The sequence below is a fragment of the Acidiluteibacter ferrifornacis genome (assembly GCF_009909615.1).
GTDB lineage: Bacteria > Bacteroidota > Bacteroidia > Flavobacteriales_E > Vicingaceae > Acidiluteibacter > Acidiluteibacter ferrifornacis.
Genome location: NZ_WWNE01000003.1, coordinates 279,604 through 294,816, shown reverse-complemented (window position 1 = coordinate 294,816; position 15,213 = coordinate 279,604). Strand labels below are relative to the sequence as shown.

Annotated in this window: 14 protein-coding genes and 1 riboswitch; all 14 genes read left to right on the top strand. The window is 36.4% G+C overall.

Annotated elements, in window-relative coordinates; all coding sequences use genetic code 11:
- Positions 1-4: 4 nt before the first annotated feature.
- Entirely contained in the window at positions 5-817 is an 813-nt protein-coding gene (gene cysQ, locus GQN54_RS01550) for a 3'(2'),5'-bisphosphate nucleotidase CysQ (RefSeq protein ID WP_207554784.1), read from the top strand.
- 13 nt (positions 818-830) lie between these two features.
- Entirely contained in the window at positions 831-1,919 is a 1,089-nt protein-coding gene (gmd, locus tag GQN54_RS01545) for a GDP-mannose 4,6-dehydratase (protein WP_160631268.1), read from the top strand.
- On the top strand, positions 1,912-2,841 hold the full coding sequence (gene fcl / locus GQN54_RS01540) for a GDP-L-fucose synthase (RefSeq protein ID WP_160631267.1): 930 nt from the start codon (positions 1,912-1,914) through the stop codon (positions 2,839-2,841). The genes gmd and fcl overlap by 8 nt, the downstream gene beginning before the upstream one ends.
- 8 nt (positions 2,842-2,849) lie before the next feature.
- A complete protein-coding gene (locus tag GQN54_RS01535; RefSeq protein WP_160631265.1) occupies positions 2,850-4,373 on the top strand; it encodes a hypothetical protein in 1,524 nt (507 codons plus the stop codon).
- Positions 4,374-4,398: 25 nt separating this feature from the next.
- On the top strand, positions 4,399-5,451 hold the full coding sequence (locus GQN54_RS01530; protein WP_160631263.1) for a glycosyltransferase family 4 protein: 1,053 nt from the start codon (positions 4,399-4,401) through the stop codon (positions 5,449-5,451).
- 100 nt (positions 5,452-5,551) lie between these two features.
- A complete protein-coding gene (locus GQN54_RS01525) occupies positions 5,552-7,027 on the top strand; it encodes a hypothetical protein (RefSeq protein ID WP_207554783.1) in 1,476 nt (491 codons plus the stop codon).
- A gap of 91 nt (positions 7,028-7,118) precedes the next feature.
- The gene (gene cyoE, locus GQN54_RS01520; RefSeq protein ID WP_160631259.1) at positions 7,119-8,012 is read left to right on the top strand and encodes a heme o synthase; all 894 of its coding nucleotides are present in this window, start codon (positions 7,119-7,121) and stop codon (positions 8,010-8,012) included.
- A gap of 3 nt (positions 8,013-8,015) precedes the next feature.
- A complete protein-coding gene (locus GQN54_RS01515) occupies positions 8,016-8,600 on the top strand; it encodes a cytochrome c oxidase subunit 3 (RefSeq protein WP_160631257.1) in 585 nt (194 codons plus the stop codon).
- Between the two features lie 10 nt (positions 8,601-8,610).
- Entirely contained in the window at positions 8,611-9,417 is an 807-nt protein-coding gene (locus tag GQN54_RS01510; RefSeq protein ID WP_160631255.1) for a cytochrome c oxidase subunit 3, read from the top strand.
- A 27-nt stretch (positions 9,418-9,444) separates the two neighbouring features.
- Positions 9,445-9,810, top strand: a complete 366-nt coding sequence (locus GQN54_RS01505) for a cytochrome C oxidase subunit IV family protein (RefSeq protein ID WP_160631253.1) — start codon at positions 9,445-9,447, stop codon at positions 9,808-9,810.
- A 4-nt stretch (positions 9,811-9,814) separates the two neighbouring features.
- Positions 9,815-10,507, top strand: a complete 693-nt coding sequence (locus GQN54_RS01500; RefSeq protein WP_160631251.1) for an SCO family protein — start codon at positions 9,815-9,817, stop codon at positions 10,505-10,507.
- Between the two features lie 3 nt (positions 10,508-10,510).
- Positions 10,511-11,032, top strand: a complete 522-nt coding sequence (locus tag GQN54_RS01495) for a DUF420 domain-containing protein (RefSeq protein WP_160631249.1) — start codon at positions 10,511-10,513, stop codon at positions 11,030-11,032.
- A gap of 32 nt (positions 11,033-11,064) precedes the next feature.
- Positions 11,065-11,322, top strand: a complete 258-nt coding sequence (locus GQN54_RS01490; RefSeq protein WP_160631247.1) for a hypothetical protein — start codon at positions 11,065-11,067, stop codon at positions 11,320-11,322.
- Positions 11,323-11,343: 21 nt separating this feature from the next.
- Positions 11,344-11,449: riboswitch (SAM riboswitch) on the top strand.
- Positions 11,450-11,512: 63 nt separating this feature from the next.
- Complete coding sequence (gene metH / locus GQN54_RS01485) at positions 11,513-15,187, top strand: methionine synthase (protein WP_160631245.1); 3,675 nt, start codon at positions 11,513-11,515, stop codon at positions 15,185-15,187.
- Positions 15,188-15,213 lie beyond the last annotated feature (26 nt).

Genomic DNA, 15,213 nt, shown 5'->3' with positions numbered 1-15,213 from the left:
AATAATGACGGATATAGAATTAAAAGAGTTGCTATTTGTAGCAATTAAATCAGCTTACAATGGTGGACAAGAAATAATGGAGATTTATGATTCCGAATTCGCTGTCGAGCTTAAGGATGATAATAGTCCACTTACGGAGGCAGATAAAAGGGCTCACCTAGCAATAATGGATGGCTTGATGAATACCAAAATACCTGTATTAAGCGAAGAAGGTAAGTCTATTCCTTTCGAAGAGAGGTCTGCATGGGCAAATATGTGGATCGTTGATCCTTTAGATGGGACTAAAGAATTTGTCAAAAGGAATGGAGAGTTTACTGTTAATATCGCATTAGTTAATGAAGGTAATCCAATAATCGGTGTTATCTATGTTCCTGTTACCAAAGTGATGTATTTTGGTATGAAAGGGTTAGGTAGTTACAAGGTAGAGAATTATAGCGAGCTGGATGGTGCGCCTACAATCGACATATTGTTGGAAGCAGGAATAGAATTGCCTATGGATCAAGATGAACGGCCTTTTACTATAGTAGGTAGTCGCTCCCATATGTCGCCTGAAACAGAAGCTTTTATTAATGATGCAAAGGAAGAATATGGAGAGATAGAACTTATTTCAAAAGGGAGTTCCCTGAAGTTGTGCATGGTGGCGGAGGGTGTTGCGGATGCTTACCCTCGATTTGCTCCAACCATGGAGTGGGATACCGCTGCAGGACAGGGGATTGTAAATGCAATGGGTGGTCAGGTTATAGATCAAAGTACCCATAAATCAATGGTATACAACAGAGAAAATTTATTAAATAATTGGTTTTTGGTAACCAAATAGATCAACTATTATTATGAAAAAAGTAGCCCTTATTACAGGTGTAACAGGACAAGATGGAGCCTATCTGTCGGAATTGCTATTAAGCAAAGGATATGAGGTTCATGGAATTAAACGTAGGAGTTCATTGTTCAATACGGAGCGTATCGATCATTTATATACAGACTTGCATGAAAAGGATGTGAAATTTAAATTGCATTATGGGGACATGACGGATTCTTCGAATATTATTCGGATTATTCAAGAAGTACAGCCAACCGAGATATACAATTTGGCAGCACAATCTCATGTAAAGGTATCTTTTGAAATGCCCGAGTATACTGCTAATGTGGATGCTATGGGTACTCTAAGGATATTAGAAGCAATTAGAACACTAGGGTTGGAAAAATCTTGCCGTTTCTATCAAGCTAGTACTTCAGAACTTTATGGTAAAGTACAAGAGGTTCCTCAGACTGAAAAAACTCCTTTTTATCCGAGGAGTCCATATGGTGTGGCTAAATTGTATGGTTTTTGGATTGTAAAAAATTATCGCGAGGCATACGGAATGTACGCATGTAACGGTATATTATTTAATCATGAAAGCCCTCTAAGGGGTGAGACTTTTGTTACCAGAAAAATTACTAGAGCTGCTGCTAGAATAAAGTTAGGTTTGCAATCTAAGTTGTACCTTGGAAATTTAGATGCACAAAGGGATTGGGGGCATGCAAAGGATTATGTTGAAGGTATGTATTTAATGCTTCAGCAAGAAGAGGCTCAAGATTATGTTTTGGCTACAAACGTTACTACTACAGTTCGAGACTTTGTTTCAAAAGCCTTCAAAAGAGCTGATATAGATGTGGTTTGGGAAGGTGAAGGAGTTAATGAAAAAGGTAGAAACAAAGCGAACAATGAGGTTATCGTAGAAGTCGATCCTAATTATTTTAGACCTACCGAAGTCGATTTGCTTATTGGTGATGCTTCTAAAGCAGAGAAGGAGTTAGGATGGAAACCAAAGCATAATTTAGATGAGTTAATTGATGATATGATGGCTTCTGACTTAGCTCTGTTCCAGCGAGATAAATATTTGATGGAAGGAGGGCATAAAGTAGTTAATACGAATGAATAAAAACGATAAAGTATACGTAGCAGGTCATAGAGGAATGGTAGGTTCTGCCATCGTTCGTGCATTAGAGAATGAAGGGTTTAACAATATAGTTTTTAGAACTTCTTCGGAGTTAGATTTGAGAAACCAACAAGCAGTAAATAAATTTTTTGAGGAAGAAAAGCCTCAGTACGTTTTTTTAGCCGCAGCGAAAGTGGGAGGAATACAAGCAAATAATATATATCGTGCTGATTTTTTGTATGAAAATTTAATGATTGAGGCTAATATTATTCATGCCGCTTATGTTAATCGGGTTGAAAAGTTGTTGTTTCTTGGTTCTTCATGTATCTATCCTAAAATGGCTCCACAACCGTTGAAGGAAGAATATTTACTAACTGACGAATTAGAACCAACCAACGAACCTTATGCGATAGCAAAAATTGCAGGAATTAAACTATGTGAATCATACAGAAAGCAATACGGATGTAATTTTATATCTGCGATGCCAACAAATTTATACGGGCCAAATGATAACTATGATTTAAATAACTCTCATGTTCTCCCTGCGTTACTACGTAAGTTTCACACAGCCAAGTCGAAAGGGGAGAAGGAAGTTACCGTGTGGGGTTCAGGTAAACCTATGCGCGAGTTTTTATATGTAGATGATTTGGCGGAAGCATGCCTATTTTTGATGCGAGAATATGATGGTGAAGAGTGGGTGAATGTTGGTACAGGAAAGGATGTTACTATTGGAGAATTAGCACAAACGATTAAAAAAATCACTGGGTTTGAGGGAGAATTAGTTTTTGACTCAAGCAAACCCGATGGTACACCCAGAAAGCTTATGGACGTAAGCCGTCTCGAAAAGGCTGGGTGGAAATATAAAGTGGAGCTCGAAGATGGTATTCGTAGAGTATATGAAGAAGTTAAACAAATGAATTTTTAATAGAAATAGTGAAGATAGCGGCTGCTTTTCTGTTCTCAATACTATTGACAAGTTTAACTGTTGCTCAAGAATTGCCATTGAATTATTCTAATTCTTTGGAAGATCGGGTTGAGATGTATACTTATGATTCAATAGTCAATTACAGTTTAAAGCCGGTTGTCCCGCAATTCCATAATTATTTTAAGCCAAGAACAGTCCAACGAAAATTCCGTTCCTTAGCTGCTAGGAAATTATTTTTTGAGCATTTAATAACAATTGATACTGCTGATTTTTATGTAACTGTCGACCCATTATTTTTGGTTGAGGCAGGGGTAGATTTAGATGCTGATAATTCTGAAGTATTATTTCAAAATACAAGAGGTTTTCAATTAAGAGGAAACTGGAAAAACAAACTAACTTTCACATCCTCCTTTTATGAAAACCAAGCAGAATATCCTGAATATTTAGACCGATATGTTAAAACTTTAGGAGTCGTTCCAGGTCAAGGTAGAGTAAAAACTTTTAAAGATGGAGGATATGATTTTGCAATGGCCTCTGCCCGTGTGAATTACATTCCTAATCAGTACCTAATGCTATCATTAGGTCAGGATAAGCATTTTATTGGAGAAGGATATCGTTCTTTTTTGATTTCAGACAATACCTTTAATTATCCGTTTATTTCTGCTCAAACTAATTTCTTAAACGATCTGTTTAACTATCTGTTTATGATCGCAGGAATGCAAGATTTAGTTCGTGTAGATGGATTTGCTTTAACAGAGAATATTTTTAGAAGAAAAACAGCTAGCATAAAATTTTTAGAGTATTCTCCCAATTCTAAGATTAAAATTGGATTTTATGAGTCTACTATTTCCGTAGACGCCCTTGCAAAACAAAAGGATGGAGTGCGGAAAAATGCGGATTATCGATTTTTAAACCCTATAATTGGTTTGAATAGCCTGCTCAATGGAAGCAGCGATTCTTTATATGATTCCAATCAAGGACTAAATTTAACCGTAATGCCATTAAAAAATTGGATACTCTACGGTCAGCTTGCTACGAAGGACTTTGAGTTTTCTGCTTTGGCTGGACAAATGGGTGTAGGGTACTTTGGTATTAAGGGGTTGTTTCTTCGAGCTGAGTGGAACGAGTCGGCTAATGGGGTTTTTGGTGATTTAAATGCTAGCTCTTCACAAACGCATTATAATCAACATTTTGGTCATCCATATGGAGATCATTTTCAGGAAATACTTTTTATGGCGAATTACAAGAAAAGTAGATTCTTATCTGAGGCAGCTGTTAGTCAAACCAACTTTTATTCAGTAAACAATAAGTCCTATTTAATCGAAGATGTAGGAGTAAATAATTATAAACTATTCTCTGTGAGAGCCCAAGTCGGCTATACTGTTAACCCTGCAACAAACATGCAATTCAATATGGGTTGGATGCAAAGATTTTACGATATACGGGAAACCCCTGAGGTGTTTTTACGTAATACTAGCTATCTTTACATTTCATTTCAAACTGCATTAACTAATCGCTATCGTGATTTTTAATAATTTCGCATCTTAAAATTCTCCAATGGAAATTGCTCTAGCAACGATCATCGCATTTTTTATAGTGCTCTTAGCTACTCCCTCTTATATCAGGGTCGCTAAAATGAAACATCTATTTGATGAGCCTACAGAAGATCGTAAACAGCACAAGGTAAAAACTCCTTCAATGGGAGGGATCATGATTTTTGCGGCTTTTGTGTTTGCAGTTTGTATTTGTTTTCCAAGTGATGAGATTAGCTTTTTGAAGTTTCTAATTCCATCTATTTTAATCATGTTTTTTGTTGGAATTAAGGATGACATTGTAGGTACTGCTCCGGTGAAAAAGTTATTAGCTAATTTGATTGTAGCTTTTATAATGGTTAGTGTGGCTGGTATTAAAATAACTAGTTTGTATGGATTATTTGACATTAGAGAGTTACCTGAATGGGCAAGTATTTTATTGTCAGTACTGACTTATATTGTTATTATTAATTCATTCAATTTAATTGATGGAGTTGATGGACTTGCAGGTGGTGTTGGAATGATTGCTTCCATTGCCTTTGGTATTTGGTTCTTGTTGGCTGGTTGTGAAAGTTATGCCATTGTCGCTTTTGCTTTAGCAGGTGCGCTTTTGGGATTTTTGAGGTACAATTTCAAACCTGCAAGTATATTTATGGGTGATTCAGGGTCGTTGTTTATAGGTTTGGTTTTGAGTTTTCTAGCTATAGAGTTGATAGAGTATGATGCTTCAAAACTACCGAGTAAGATTATTGGAATTTCAAAGCCAATTTTTGCGATGACTGTGTTGGTCTATCCTTTATTAGATACGTTTCGAATTTTCATCTATCGAGTAGCCAATAAGAAAAGCCCATTTGAAGCAGATTCAAATCATATTCATCATAGAGTATTATTTTGGACAAAAGGAGATCATGGAAAAACTGCTGTGTTTATCTATTTGTTCAATATCACCATGATTGCTTTACCTGTATTCTTTGCTGGATATCATCCTAGTCTTGTTTTTGCTATCGTTGCTATAGTCGCTTTTGGTAGTTTATTATTTTTGTTGATCAAGAAACCAAAAAATGTTTTTCAGGATTAAGTTGTACATCTTCCTGTCCTGTTTATTTGTTTCGATAACAGTTGTTTCGCAGCCTTTAAATTCTAGAATTGGTTTACTTCCTATTGAATTAGAGTCTAAATTGTCTGATAGATTAGATCATCACACTTCTATTCAGCCTTTTCGAATGAATGAGTTGAACGTTAATCAATTTGACAGTTCTTTGGTAAGTTTAGCCTTTAAGCAGCATTTGTATAGCAGAATGGGCTCAAGATTAAGTTTTTATGTTCAGCCGTATATTCAAGCTGCTGCTTCGACAGCAATTAATTACAACCAAGACTTTCTGTTTGGTGCGGGTGTGGGTGTTGATTTGGCTGCTACTTATAAAAGTAAATGGGCTTTCGGGTTGGTATACGCCAGGATACTAAATGATAATCTGCCTTATCTGAATAACCCTCATTCGAGGAATTATTCGCCTGGAATGTCAGAGATTAAATCACTAGCAAATGGGATTTTTCATTCTCAATTTTTACAGTCTTATTTATCTTTCTCCCCCAATACCCACTTTAATTTCGAATTAGGAAATGGCAAACAGTTTATTGGTGAAGGTTATCGTTCTTTACTATTATCTGATAATGCTAATAATTCTCCCTATTTTAAATTAAATGTTAATTTCTGGAGATTGAGTTACACAAATATATGGGCGATGCATCAAAGTATTTATGAGAATACTCAGCCCATCGTTTTCTTAAATTCCTCTAAGTTTAAAAGGAAGTATTCTGCTTCACACTACCTTGATTGGAATATTTCCAAAACCTTTTCTATTGGACTTTTTGAAACGGTAGTTTGGCAAGCAAAAGATAGTTTGTACAATAGAGGGTTTGATGTCAACTATGCCAACCCAATTATCTTTTACAGACCGGTTGAATTTTCAGTTGGATCACCGGATAATGTGTTAGTTGGTTTAAACTTAAAGATTACACCTTTCAAGAATCAAATTTTATACGGTCAAATTTTACTCGATGAATTTTTGTTAGATGAAATTAAGGCTGATGTAAAATACTTGATTAATGAAGATACTACTACAAATAGCCGATGGTGGGGTAATAAATATGGATTTCAAATTGGGTGGAAGGGCTACTGGAGGTGGAATGAAGGCATCGTTAGAACTAGAGTTGAGTATAATTTAGTGCGACCATACACATACGCGCACAGTAGCCCTGTGCAATCTTATACAAATTTTGGACAATCGTTAGCTCACCCAAATGGAGCTAACTTTTCAGAAATTTTAGCCGAGTTAAAGTATGAGAAGGATAGAATTACCATTAATTCAACACTGTTTTACCTACATCAAGGTATTTCAGGAGAGTTTCAGAATTTCGGGGATAATCCCAATACTTCCAATATTTCAAGGAACTCTGAATATGGCAATAGTTTACACCAAGGAAATGAGGCAAAAGTTTTAACTGCAAAAATTGATTTTGCTTATCGATTGTTTGAAAAGTCTAATATTCAATCTTTTGTTGGTGTGTGGAACCAGAAAGTAAATGATAAAAATATCACCTTGTTTTCCTTAGGCCTTAGAACCAATTTGTTCAGAACCTCTCAAGAGCAATAGTTTATCTGTATTCATTTTAAATAAGGAATTTTCTCTTTCATAGCTTGAAATTATTATTAATTTTGTGCATCAAATCAGAAGACAATAGTCGATGAGTTTTACAGTAGAAAAAGAAGCCATTCAATCAAGTACTACATCCTCAAAGGTTAGTGATTATGCCTCATTCATTAAGTTGAGGTTAGCGTCATTAGTAGTGTTTTCTGCAGTTTTAGGATATATGCTTGCTGTTCCATCAATTGATTGGACGGTTTTAAGTATACTATGTGTTGGAGGGTTTTTAGTAACTGGATCTTCCAATGGGTTCAATCAAATCATAGAGAGGGATTTAGATAAGTTGATGGATCGCACTAAAGATCGTCCATTAGCTGCTGGAAGAATGAGTGTTACAGAAGCATTTATTGTCGCTTCTTTAACCGGAATTGTTGGTGTTGGGATGTTGTTTTACTTGAATACATTAACAGGGGTTCTAGGAGTGTTAGCCCTATTCTCTTATGTAGCCATTTATACACCACTAAAGCGAATTACTCCTTGGGCAGTATTTGTAGGGGCGTTTCCCGGTGCTATCCCTCCAATGTTAGGATGGGTTGCTGCAACTGGTACATTTGGTTTAGAAGCCGGGATTTTATTTGCGCTGCAGTTTATGTGGCAGTTTCCCCACTTTTGGGCAATTGCTTGGAAGATTAATGATGATTACTTGAAAGCAGGGTTTAAGTTATTGCCATCTCCTGAAGGAAGAGACCAACTCTCCGCATTTTTGATTTTACTCTACACCTTATTTATGATTGCAAGTAGCTTTCTGCCGATTTTGTTTGGAATGGCTGGCTTAGGAGCTGCTGTTGTAATTGGAATAGCAGGAATATTAATGTTGGTGCCAGCAATTAATTTATATAGAAAGAATGCCATGAAGTCAGCAACTAAACTAATGTTTGCTTCCTTTGTTTATATTCCATTAGTGCTATTTGCACTTTACTTCGATAAACTATAACAGATGATGACAATTACACAATCATTTGAAGATAAAACACACAAAGAGAAAACCATGAAACCCTTGCTGTGGGTTGGCATGATTAGTATTGTGATGTTATTTGCAGGATTAACTTCTGCAGTTATTGTAAGAAAATCTGACGGTAACTGGCTAGAGTTTTACATGCCTAGTATGTTCTGGGTGAGTACTGTTGTTATTTTAATCAGCAGTTTAACAATGTATTTATCTTTGCATTTCGCAAAAAGATCCAATTTTACGGGAGTTAAAGCTTCTTTAGCTGCGACTTTGATTTTAGGAATTGTATTCGCTTTTTCACAGTTCGAAGCATGGAGCCAGTTGACCTCTGGACAAGTGTTCTTTACGGGTAGTGAAAGTAATGCCTCTGGTTCATTCTTGTATATTTTGACGGCAGTTCACTTAATCCACCTTTTAGGCGGGTTGATGGCACTTTTAGTTGTATTTTTTAAGTCTTTAAAAAATACCTATAAGCCGAAAAATTTATTAGGTTTGCAAGTATGTTCAATCTACTGGCATTTCTTAGATGCTTTATGGTTGTATTTGTTTTTATTTTTAAGTTATATCGTATAAAATTTTAAGTATGTCAGCTAGTACTGAGACATTGGACAATAAGAAGATATGGGGTGGTAATACTTCTCCATTTGGCATTAGTTATGGAAAAATGATGATGTGGTTTTTCCTGGTTTCTGATGCATTCACCTTTACTGGATTTTTAGTAGCGTATGGCTACATGCGTCATCGTTTTGAAGAAGTATGGCCTGTTGCAGAAAATGTGTTTACACACTTTCCGTTTATGCACGGAGATCATCCTTTGCTATACGTAGCATTGATGACATTCATTCTTATCATGAGTTCTGTTACAATGGTTCTAGCGGTGGAAGCAGGGCAACGAATGAAGAGAGATGGTGTAATCCTATGGATGGCGCTGACTATCGTTGGCGGTTTAATCTTCGTTGGTTCTCAAGCTTGGGAATGGGGACATTTTATTCATGGAACAGAGTTGGGAGCATTGCAATTGGCTGATGGAACTATCGTTCAGTGGGTAGATGAAGCCAAAAATGCTTTTATGATTCCTGGGGTGGCTGATGCGGTAACTGGAAGTGAAGCAGCTGCTATGATTGCTCAAGGTACAGAGATATATGGCGCCAATTTGACAGTGAATGAGTATGGAGTGCCTTTATTTGCAGATTTCTTTTTCTTCATCACAGGATTTCATGGATTTCACGTATTCAGTGGTGTAGTCATTAATTTCATCATTTTTGTAAATGTGTTGAAGGGTACTTACGAGAAAAGAGGTCATTATGAAATGGTTGAAAAAGTAGGGCTTTACTGGCACTTTGTAGATTTAGTTTGGGTGTTTGTATTTACATTCTTCTATTTGGTATAATTTTCAAAACGATAAATCAACGACACAATGGATTTTGATAGAACAGCGGAATACGCACATAAACATTCAGAAGAAGAAGGAAAGAAAGTAAGAAAGATGATTTGGATCATCTTTTGGGTGTTACTTGCAGTTACAACTGCCGAAGTAACTCTAGGTCTTGTTTGGCAAGATATGGGAATCTCTTGGGGACTTGTCAAGTGGACTTTTATAATATTAACTTTGGTGAAAGCATATTATATCGTAATGTCATATATGCACCTTGGTGGGGAAAGAAAGAATTTTAAAATGGTGGTAGCAATTCCTTTTATTCTATTTGCAATTTACCTGATTTTTATCTTGCTGAAAGAATCTACCTTCCTTCATGCAATCGACTTTTCGCCACTAGCAGACTAATCTTATGGCTCAACCAAAGACCTTGAAAAAGGCAGCAATATTAATTGCAATTCTATTGGTACCATCGCTTTTGTATTTGTTACTAAGTACTGGTACAAATAATTTTAAGCCATTGCCGTATATGGGGCCTAAAAAGGTGGTAGAGGTTGAAAAAGATGGGCGAATAGTGGTGGATACCATTTATCATACCATTCCGCCATTTGAATTCATTGACCAAAATGGACAGCTATTCAGTAGTAAAGCATTAGAGGATAAGATTTATGTTGCAAATTTCTTTTTCGCAACATGTCCTACTATTTGTCCGAAAATGTCTACAAACATGCTTCAAGTTCAAGATCGTTTTCAGGACAGAGATGATTTTCGCCTGCTTTCTTTTACTGTTAATCCCGAGCATGATACGCCTGAAGTTCTAAAAGAGTATGCAGAAAAAGTTCATGCAACAGATGGAGTATGGACCTTTTTAACAGGAAACAAGGACTCTATTTACAGTGTTGGCTTTAATGGATATTTTGTTTCTGCTCAAAAGGATAGTATAGCTCCAGGGGGATTTTTGCACTCATCGAACTTGATGCTTATTGATGGTGAGGGTAGACTAAGAGGAGTGTTTGACGGAACTAGTGTGTCTGAAACCAACGATTTATTCGATGCGATTGATATCTTATTGGTTGAAAAGTACGTACCTCGAAAAGGGAAATAATCTATGGAAAAGACCTATAATTTAAAGCCTGTTATCATTGCCGTTTCTATAATTATACCGGTGGTAGTAGCTGTACTATATTTGATGCCGAAGGAAGCTTTTGCTACCGATACATTTGCTTTTTTACCTAGAGTTAATGCTACTTTAAATTCAATTGCTACAATATTATTAATTGCTGCAGGCTGGGCAGTAAAAGTGAAAAAATTTGAATTGCACAAAAAGTTGATGCTCTCCGCGGTTGGAGTTTCTGTATTATTCTTATTAAGTTATGTAACCTACCATGCAACATCTGAATCTACAGTTTTTGGTGGAGAAGGTGTAATACGTGTTGTTTATTTATTCATACTGCTTACTCACATTGTACTAGCAATTGCAATTGTACCTTTAGTTCTAATTACATTGTCTCGTGCCTTATCGCAGAAGTTTGATAAACATAAAAGGATTGCGAGGTGGACTTTACCACTTTGGTTATATGTGACCATTACTGGTGTAATTGTTTACTTTATGATTGCTCCGTATTATTAAAAAATGAGAAAGAAACTTCTTAACTTTGATTCATGAAGCAATCTGTTTTTAGGGGATTCATTTTTTTAGCAATTACATTGGCATTTGTACTAATAGCAGATGCTACTTATGCACAATGTAGCATGTGTAAAGCGGTGTTAGAAAGTAACATGGAGTCGGGTGAAAGTACCTTAGCAAATGGAATTAACAATGGAATAGTTTATTTAATGATTTTTCCATATTTGTTGGCGATTGTTGTAGGCATCCTATTATATAAGCATATGAAAAAGCAGAATCAAGCATCTGCTTAAACGTTCTTTATTATTTAGATTTACTTATCAAGAAAGGTGGAGGGAAAGGCCCTGTGAAACCTTAGCAACCATCCTATTTAGTTAGGAAAGGTGCTAATTCCTTTTTGAATTAAAAAAAAGATGAGTCAAAAGATATAAAAATTATAAAGCCCTTTTGACTTTCAGTTAAAAGGGCTTTTTTTATTTAATTATGAGAAAGATAGAAGAATTATTAAGGGAGAGAATTTTAGTGTTGGATGGTGCTATGGGTACTATGATTCAGCGCCATAAATTGAGTGAAGAGGATTTTAGAGGTGAGGTTTTTAAAAATCATCATCAATCAATTAAAGGTAACAACGATTTACTTTCAATTACAAGACCTGATATCATAAAAGGCATACATGCTGCCTACTTTGCTGCAGGTTCTGATATTGTCGAAACCAATACCTTTTCGGGGAATAGTATCGCTCAAGAAGATTATGATTTAGCTGATTATGTATACCAAATCAATTATGAATCTGCAAAAATAGCTAAGGAGGTAGCTAATGAGTTTACTGCTAAAGAGCCCAATAAGCCGAGATTTGTAGCCGGTTCTATGGGGCCAACTACTAAGTTAGCTTCTATGTCTCCTGATGTTAATAATCCAGGTTTCCGTGCGATTACTTTCGATCAATTAGTAACCGCTTTTGAAGAACAAACCAATGGTTTATTAGATGGTGGTGTAGATTTATTGTTGATTGAAACCATCACTGATACATTGAATGCAAAAGCTGCTCTTTTTGCAATAGACACTGTTTTTAAACAAAAGGGAGTGCAAGTTCCCATTATGATTTCTGGAACGATAACGGATGCTAGTGGTAGAACTTTATCAGGTCAAACTGCTGAGGCCTTTTTAGTGTCTATTTCTCATATGCCAATACTATCAGTTGGATTCAATTGTGCTTTAGGAGCAAAGGATATGCGGCCTTACTTATTAAATATTGGTAAACAAACGGAAGTTTTTGTCAGTGCGCATCCCAATGCGGGTCTACCAAATGCCTTTGGGGAATATGATGAATCTCCGGATCAGATGGGTGGGTTTATTGAAGATTTCATTAAAAATGGAATGGTAAATATTATCGGAGGTTGCTGTGGTACAACTCCTGAGCACATCCAAAAGATAGCAGAAATAGCTGCAAAATATCCGCCTCGTGTTGCCAAAGCTCAGCCTAAAATCACCAGATTTAGTGGATTGGAACCGCTGTACATTGATGAGAATTCTTTGTTTGTAAACATTGGAGAACGCACAAACGTTACTGGATCAAAGATGTTTGCTAGGTTAATAAAGGAGAAAAAATACGAAGATGCTCTAGCAGTCGCTTTACAACAAGTTGAAGGAGGCGCTCAGATTATCGATGTGAACATGGATGAAGGAATGCTAGAGTCAGAGGAGGAAATGACAGCCTTCTTGAATATGATTGCTTCTGACCCCGAGATTTCTCGAGTTCCAATTATGATAGATTCCTCAAAATGGTCAGTAATTGAAGCTGGATTAAAATGTGTTCAAGGTAAGTCAATTGTAAACTCTATTAGCCTTAAAGAAGGAGAAGAGAACTTTAAAAAGCAAGCGAGATTAGTGCGTAAGTATGGTGCTGCTGTTATTGTTATGGCGTTTGATGAAAATGGACAAGCAGATAATTATGAAAGAAGAATAGAGATTTGTGAACGTGCCTATAAAATACTGACTGAAAGCGTTGGTTTTCCACCTCAGGATATCATTTTTGACCCCAATATTTTGACGATTGGAACTGGTATAGAAGAACATAATAATTATGCGGTTGACTTTTTTAAAGCAACTAAATGGATAAAGGAAAATTTACCAGGTTCTCTTGTTAGTGGAGGCGTGAGTAATGTTTCCTTTTCATTTAGAGGGAATAATGTGGTTCGGGAGGCAATGAACTCTGCTTTTTTATATCACGGAATTCAACATGGATTAGACATGGGAATCGTAAATGCGGGAATGATTGAAGTATATGAAGATATACCTAAAGACCTCTTAGAGCGAATTGAAGATGTGCTTCTCAATAGAAGAGAAGATGCGACTGAGCGATTGCTTGATTTTGCAGAATCGGTTAAAGGAGATGGCAAAGTAACAGTAAGAGATGAAAGTTGGAGAAATGAGTCGGTACAAAAGCGATTGGCACATTCTTTAGTAAAAGGAATTGTTGAATACATTGATGCGGATAGTGAGGAAGCTCGTCTTCAATATGAGCAACCATTGGAGGTGATCGAGGGGCCGTTGATGGACGGTATGAATATAGTAGGTGACCTGTTTGGGTCAGGCAAAATGTTTTTACCTCAGGTTGTGAAAAGTGCTCGGGTAATGAAGAAGTCGGTTTCTTATTTATTGCCCTTCATTGAAGAAGCAAAGAAAAAGGGTGGAGGAGAGAAGAAGAATAATGGAAAGATTTTATTAGCAACCGTAAAAGGTGATGTTCATGATATTGGAAAAAATATTGTAGGGGTTGTTTTGGCTTGTAACAATTTTGAAGTCATTGACCTTGGAGTAATGGTTTCTTGTGAGAAAATTTTGGAGGAGGCACAAAAGCATCAAGTGGATATGATAGGGTTAAGTGGATTGATAACTCCTTCATTAGATGAAATGGTTTTTGTAGCTAGCGAAATGGAACGACTTGGATTTAAAATTCCATTATTAATTGGAGGTGCAACAACTTCAAAAGCACATACAGCAGTAAAGATAGCTGAGAATTACTCTCAACCTGTAGTACATGTTTTGGATGCTTCGAGAAGTGTTCCCGTTGCAAGTACACTTTTAAGCGACAACGAAGAAGCAAGAAAAGTGTTTTTGGCAGAATTAGACGCTGATTATAATGGGGTGAGAGAGGCTCACAAAGGTCGTATGGCTCACAAGGAATACATCAGTATTGAGGAGGCAAGAGCAAATAAATTGAATATCAATTGGAATGAGGCTGAAATATCAAAACCTAAAAATTTGGGTGTTCATACACTGGAGAACTATTCATTAGAAGAGATATCTAGATATATCGATTGGACTCCTTTTTTTAGTACATGGGAGCTAAAAGGAAAGTATCCGCAAATATTCGAAGACGAGTTTGTTGGGAAGGAGGCTCGTAAAGTTTACGATGATGCTCAAACTATGTTAAAGCAGATTATATCGGAAAATTGGTTGACAGCCAATGGGGTGTATGGAATTTGGCCCGCCAATACCGATGGTGATGACATAGAAGTATATGAAGAAGATGGCAAAACATTAAAAACAACTCTTCATACATTGAGGCAACAAAATAAAAAAGCACCTAATGTTCCGAATTTAAGTTTATCTGATTTTATTGCACCAAAGGATAGTGGGAAGTTAGATTATATTGGAGGTTTCGCAGTAACTACTGGGTTAGGCATTGAAAAGTATATTGAGCAGTTTGAAGCCGAACATGATGATTACAATAGCATTATGGTGAAGGCTATAGCGGATCGATTAGCCGAAGCTTTTGCAGAATTATTGCACCTTAAAGTGAGAAAAGAGTTTTGGGGATATGCATCCACTGAGCAGTTAGAAAACGAAGACTTAATCAAAGAAAAATATAAAGGAATTCGTCCTGCGGCGGGCTACCCTGCTTGTCCTGATCATACTGAGAAACGGATTATTTTTGATTTGTTAGATGCAGAAAAGAACACCGGAATTGAATTAACGGAAAGCTTTGCAATGTATCCAACTGCTGCAGTAAGTGGACTTTATTTTGCTAGTCCACATGCAAAATACTTTGGACTAGGTAAAATTGGAAAAGATCAGATTAAAGATTACGCCATCAGAAAAGCCACTCCTGAATCTACGATTGAAAGGTGGCTATCTCCTAATTTAAATTATTAGGCATTTATTATTTCATTACTAGGGAG

Excerpts from the sequence above, each read along its gene's own strand:
- GQN54_RS01515 (WP_160631257.1), top strand. The coding sequence starts at position 8,016 with ATGATGACAATTACACAATCATTTGAAGATAAAACACACAAAGAGAAA.
- cyoE (WP_160631259.1), top strand. The coding sequence starts at position 7,119 with ATGAGTTTTACAGTAGAAAAAGAAGCCATTCAATCAAGTACTACATCC.
- GQN54_RS01510 (WP_160631255.1), top strand. The coding sequence starts at position 8,611 with ATGTCAGCTAGTACTGAGACATTGGACAATAAGAAGATATGGGGTGGT.
- gmd (WP_160631268.1), top strand. The coding sequence starts at position 831 with ATGAAAAAAGTAGCCCTTATTACAGGTGTAACAGGACAAGATGGAGCC.
- GQN54_RS01490 (WP_160631247.1), top strand. The coding sequence starts at position 11,065 with ATGAAGCAATCTGTTTTTAGGGGATTCATTTTTTTAGCAATTACATTG.
- GQN54_RS01500 (WP_160631251.1), top strand. The coding sequence starts at position 9,815 with ATGGCTCAACCAAAGACCTTGAAAAAGGCAGCAATATTAATTGCAATT.
- GQN54_RS01495 (WP_160631249.1), top strand. The coding sequence starts at position 10,511 with ATGGAAAAGACCTATAATTTAAAGCCTGTTATCATTGCCGTTTCTATA.
- GQN54_RS01530 (WP_160631263.1), top strand. The coding sequence starts at position 4,399 with ATGGAAATTGCTCTAGCAACGATCATCGCATTTTTTATAGTGCTCTTA.
- metH (WP_160631245.1), top strand. The coding sequence starts at position 11,513 with ATGAGAAAGATAGAAGAATTATTAAGGGAGAGAATTTTAGTGTTGGAT.
- GQN54_RS01505 (WP_160631253.1), top strand. The coding sequence starts at position 9,445 with ATGGATTTTGATAGAACAGCGGAATACGCACATAAACATTCAGAAGAA.
- fcl (WP_160631267.1), top strand. The coding sequence starts at position 1,912 with ATGAATAAAAACGATAAAGTATACGTAGCAGGTCATAGAGGAATGGTA.
- cysQ (WP_207554784.1), top strand. The coding sequence starts at position 5 with ATGACGGATATAGAATTAAAAGAGTTGCTATTTGTAGCAATTAAATCA.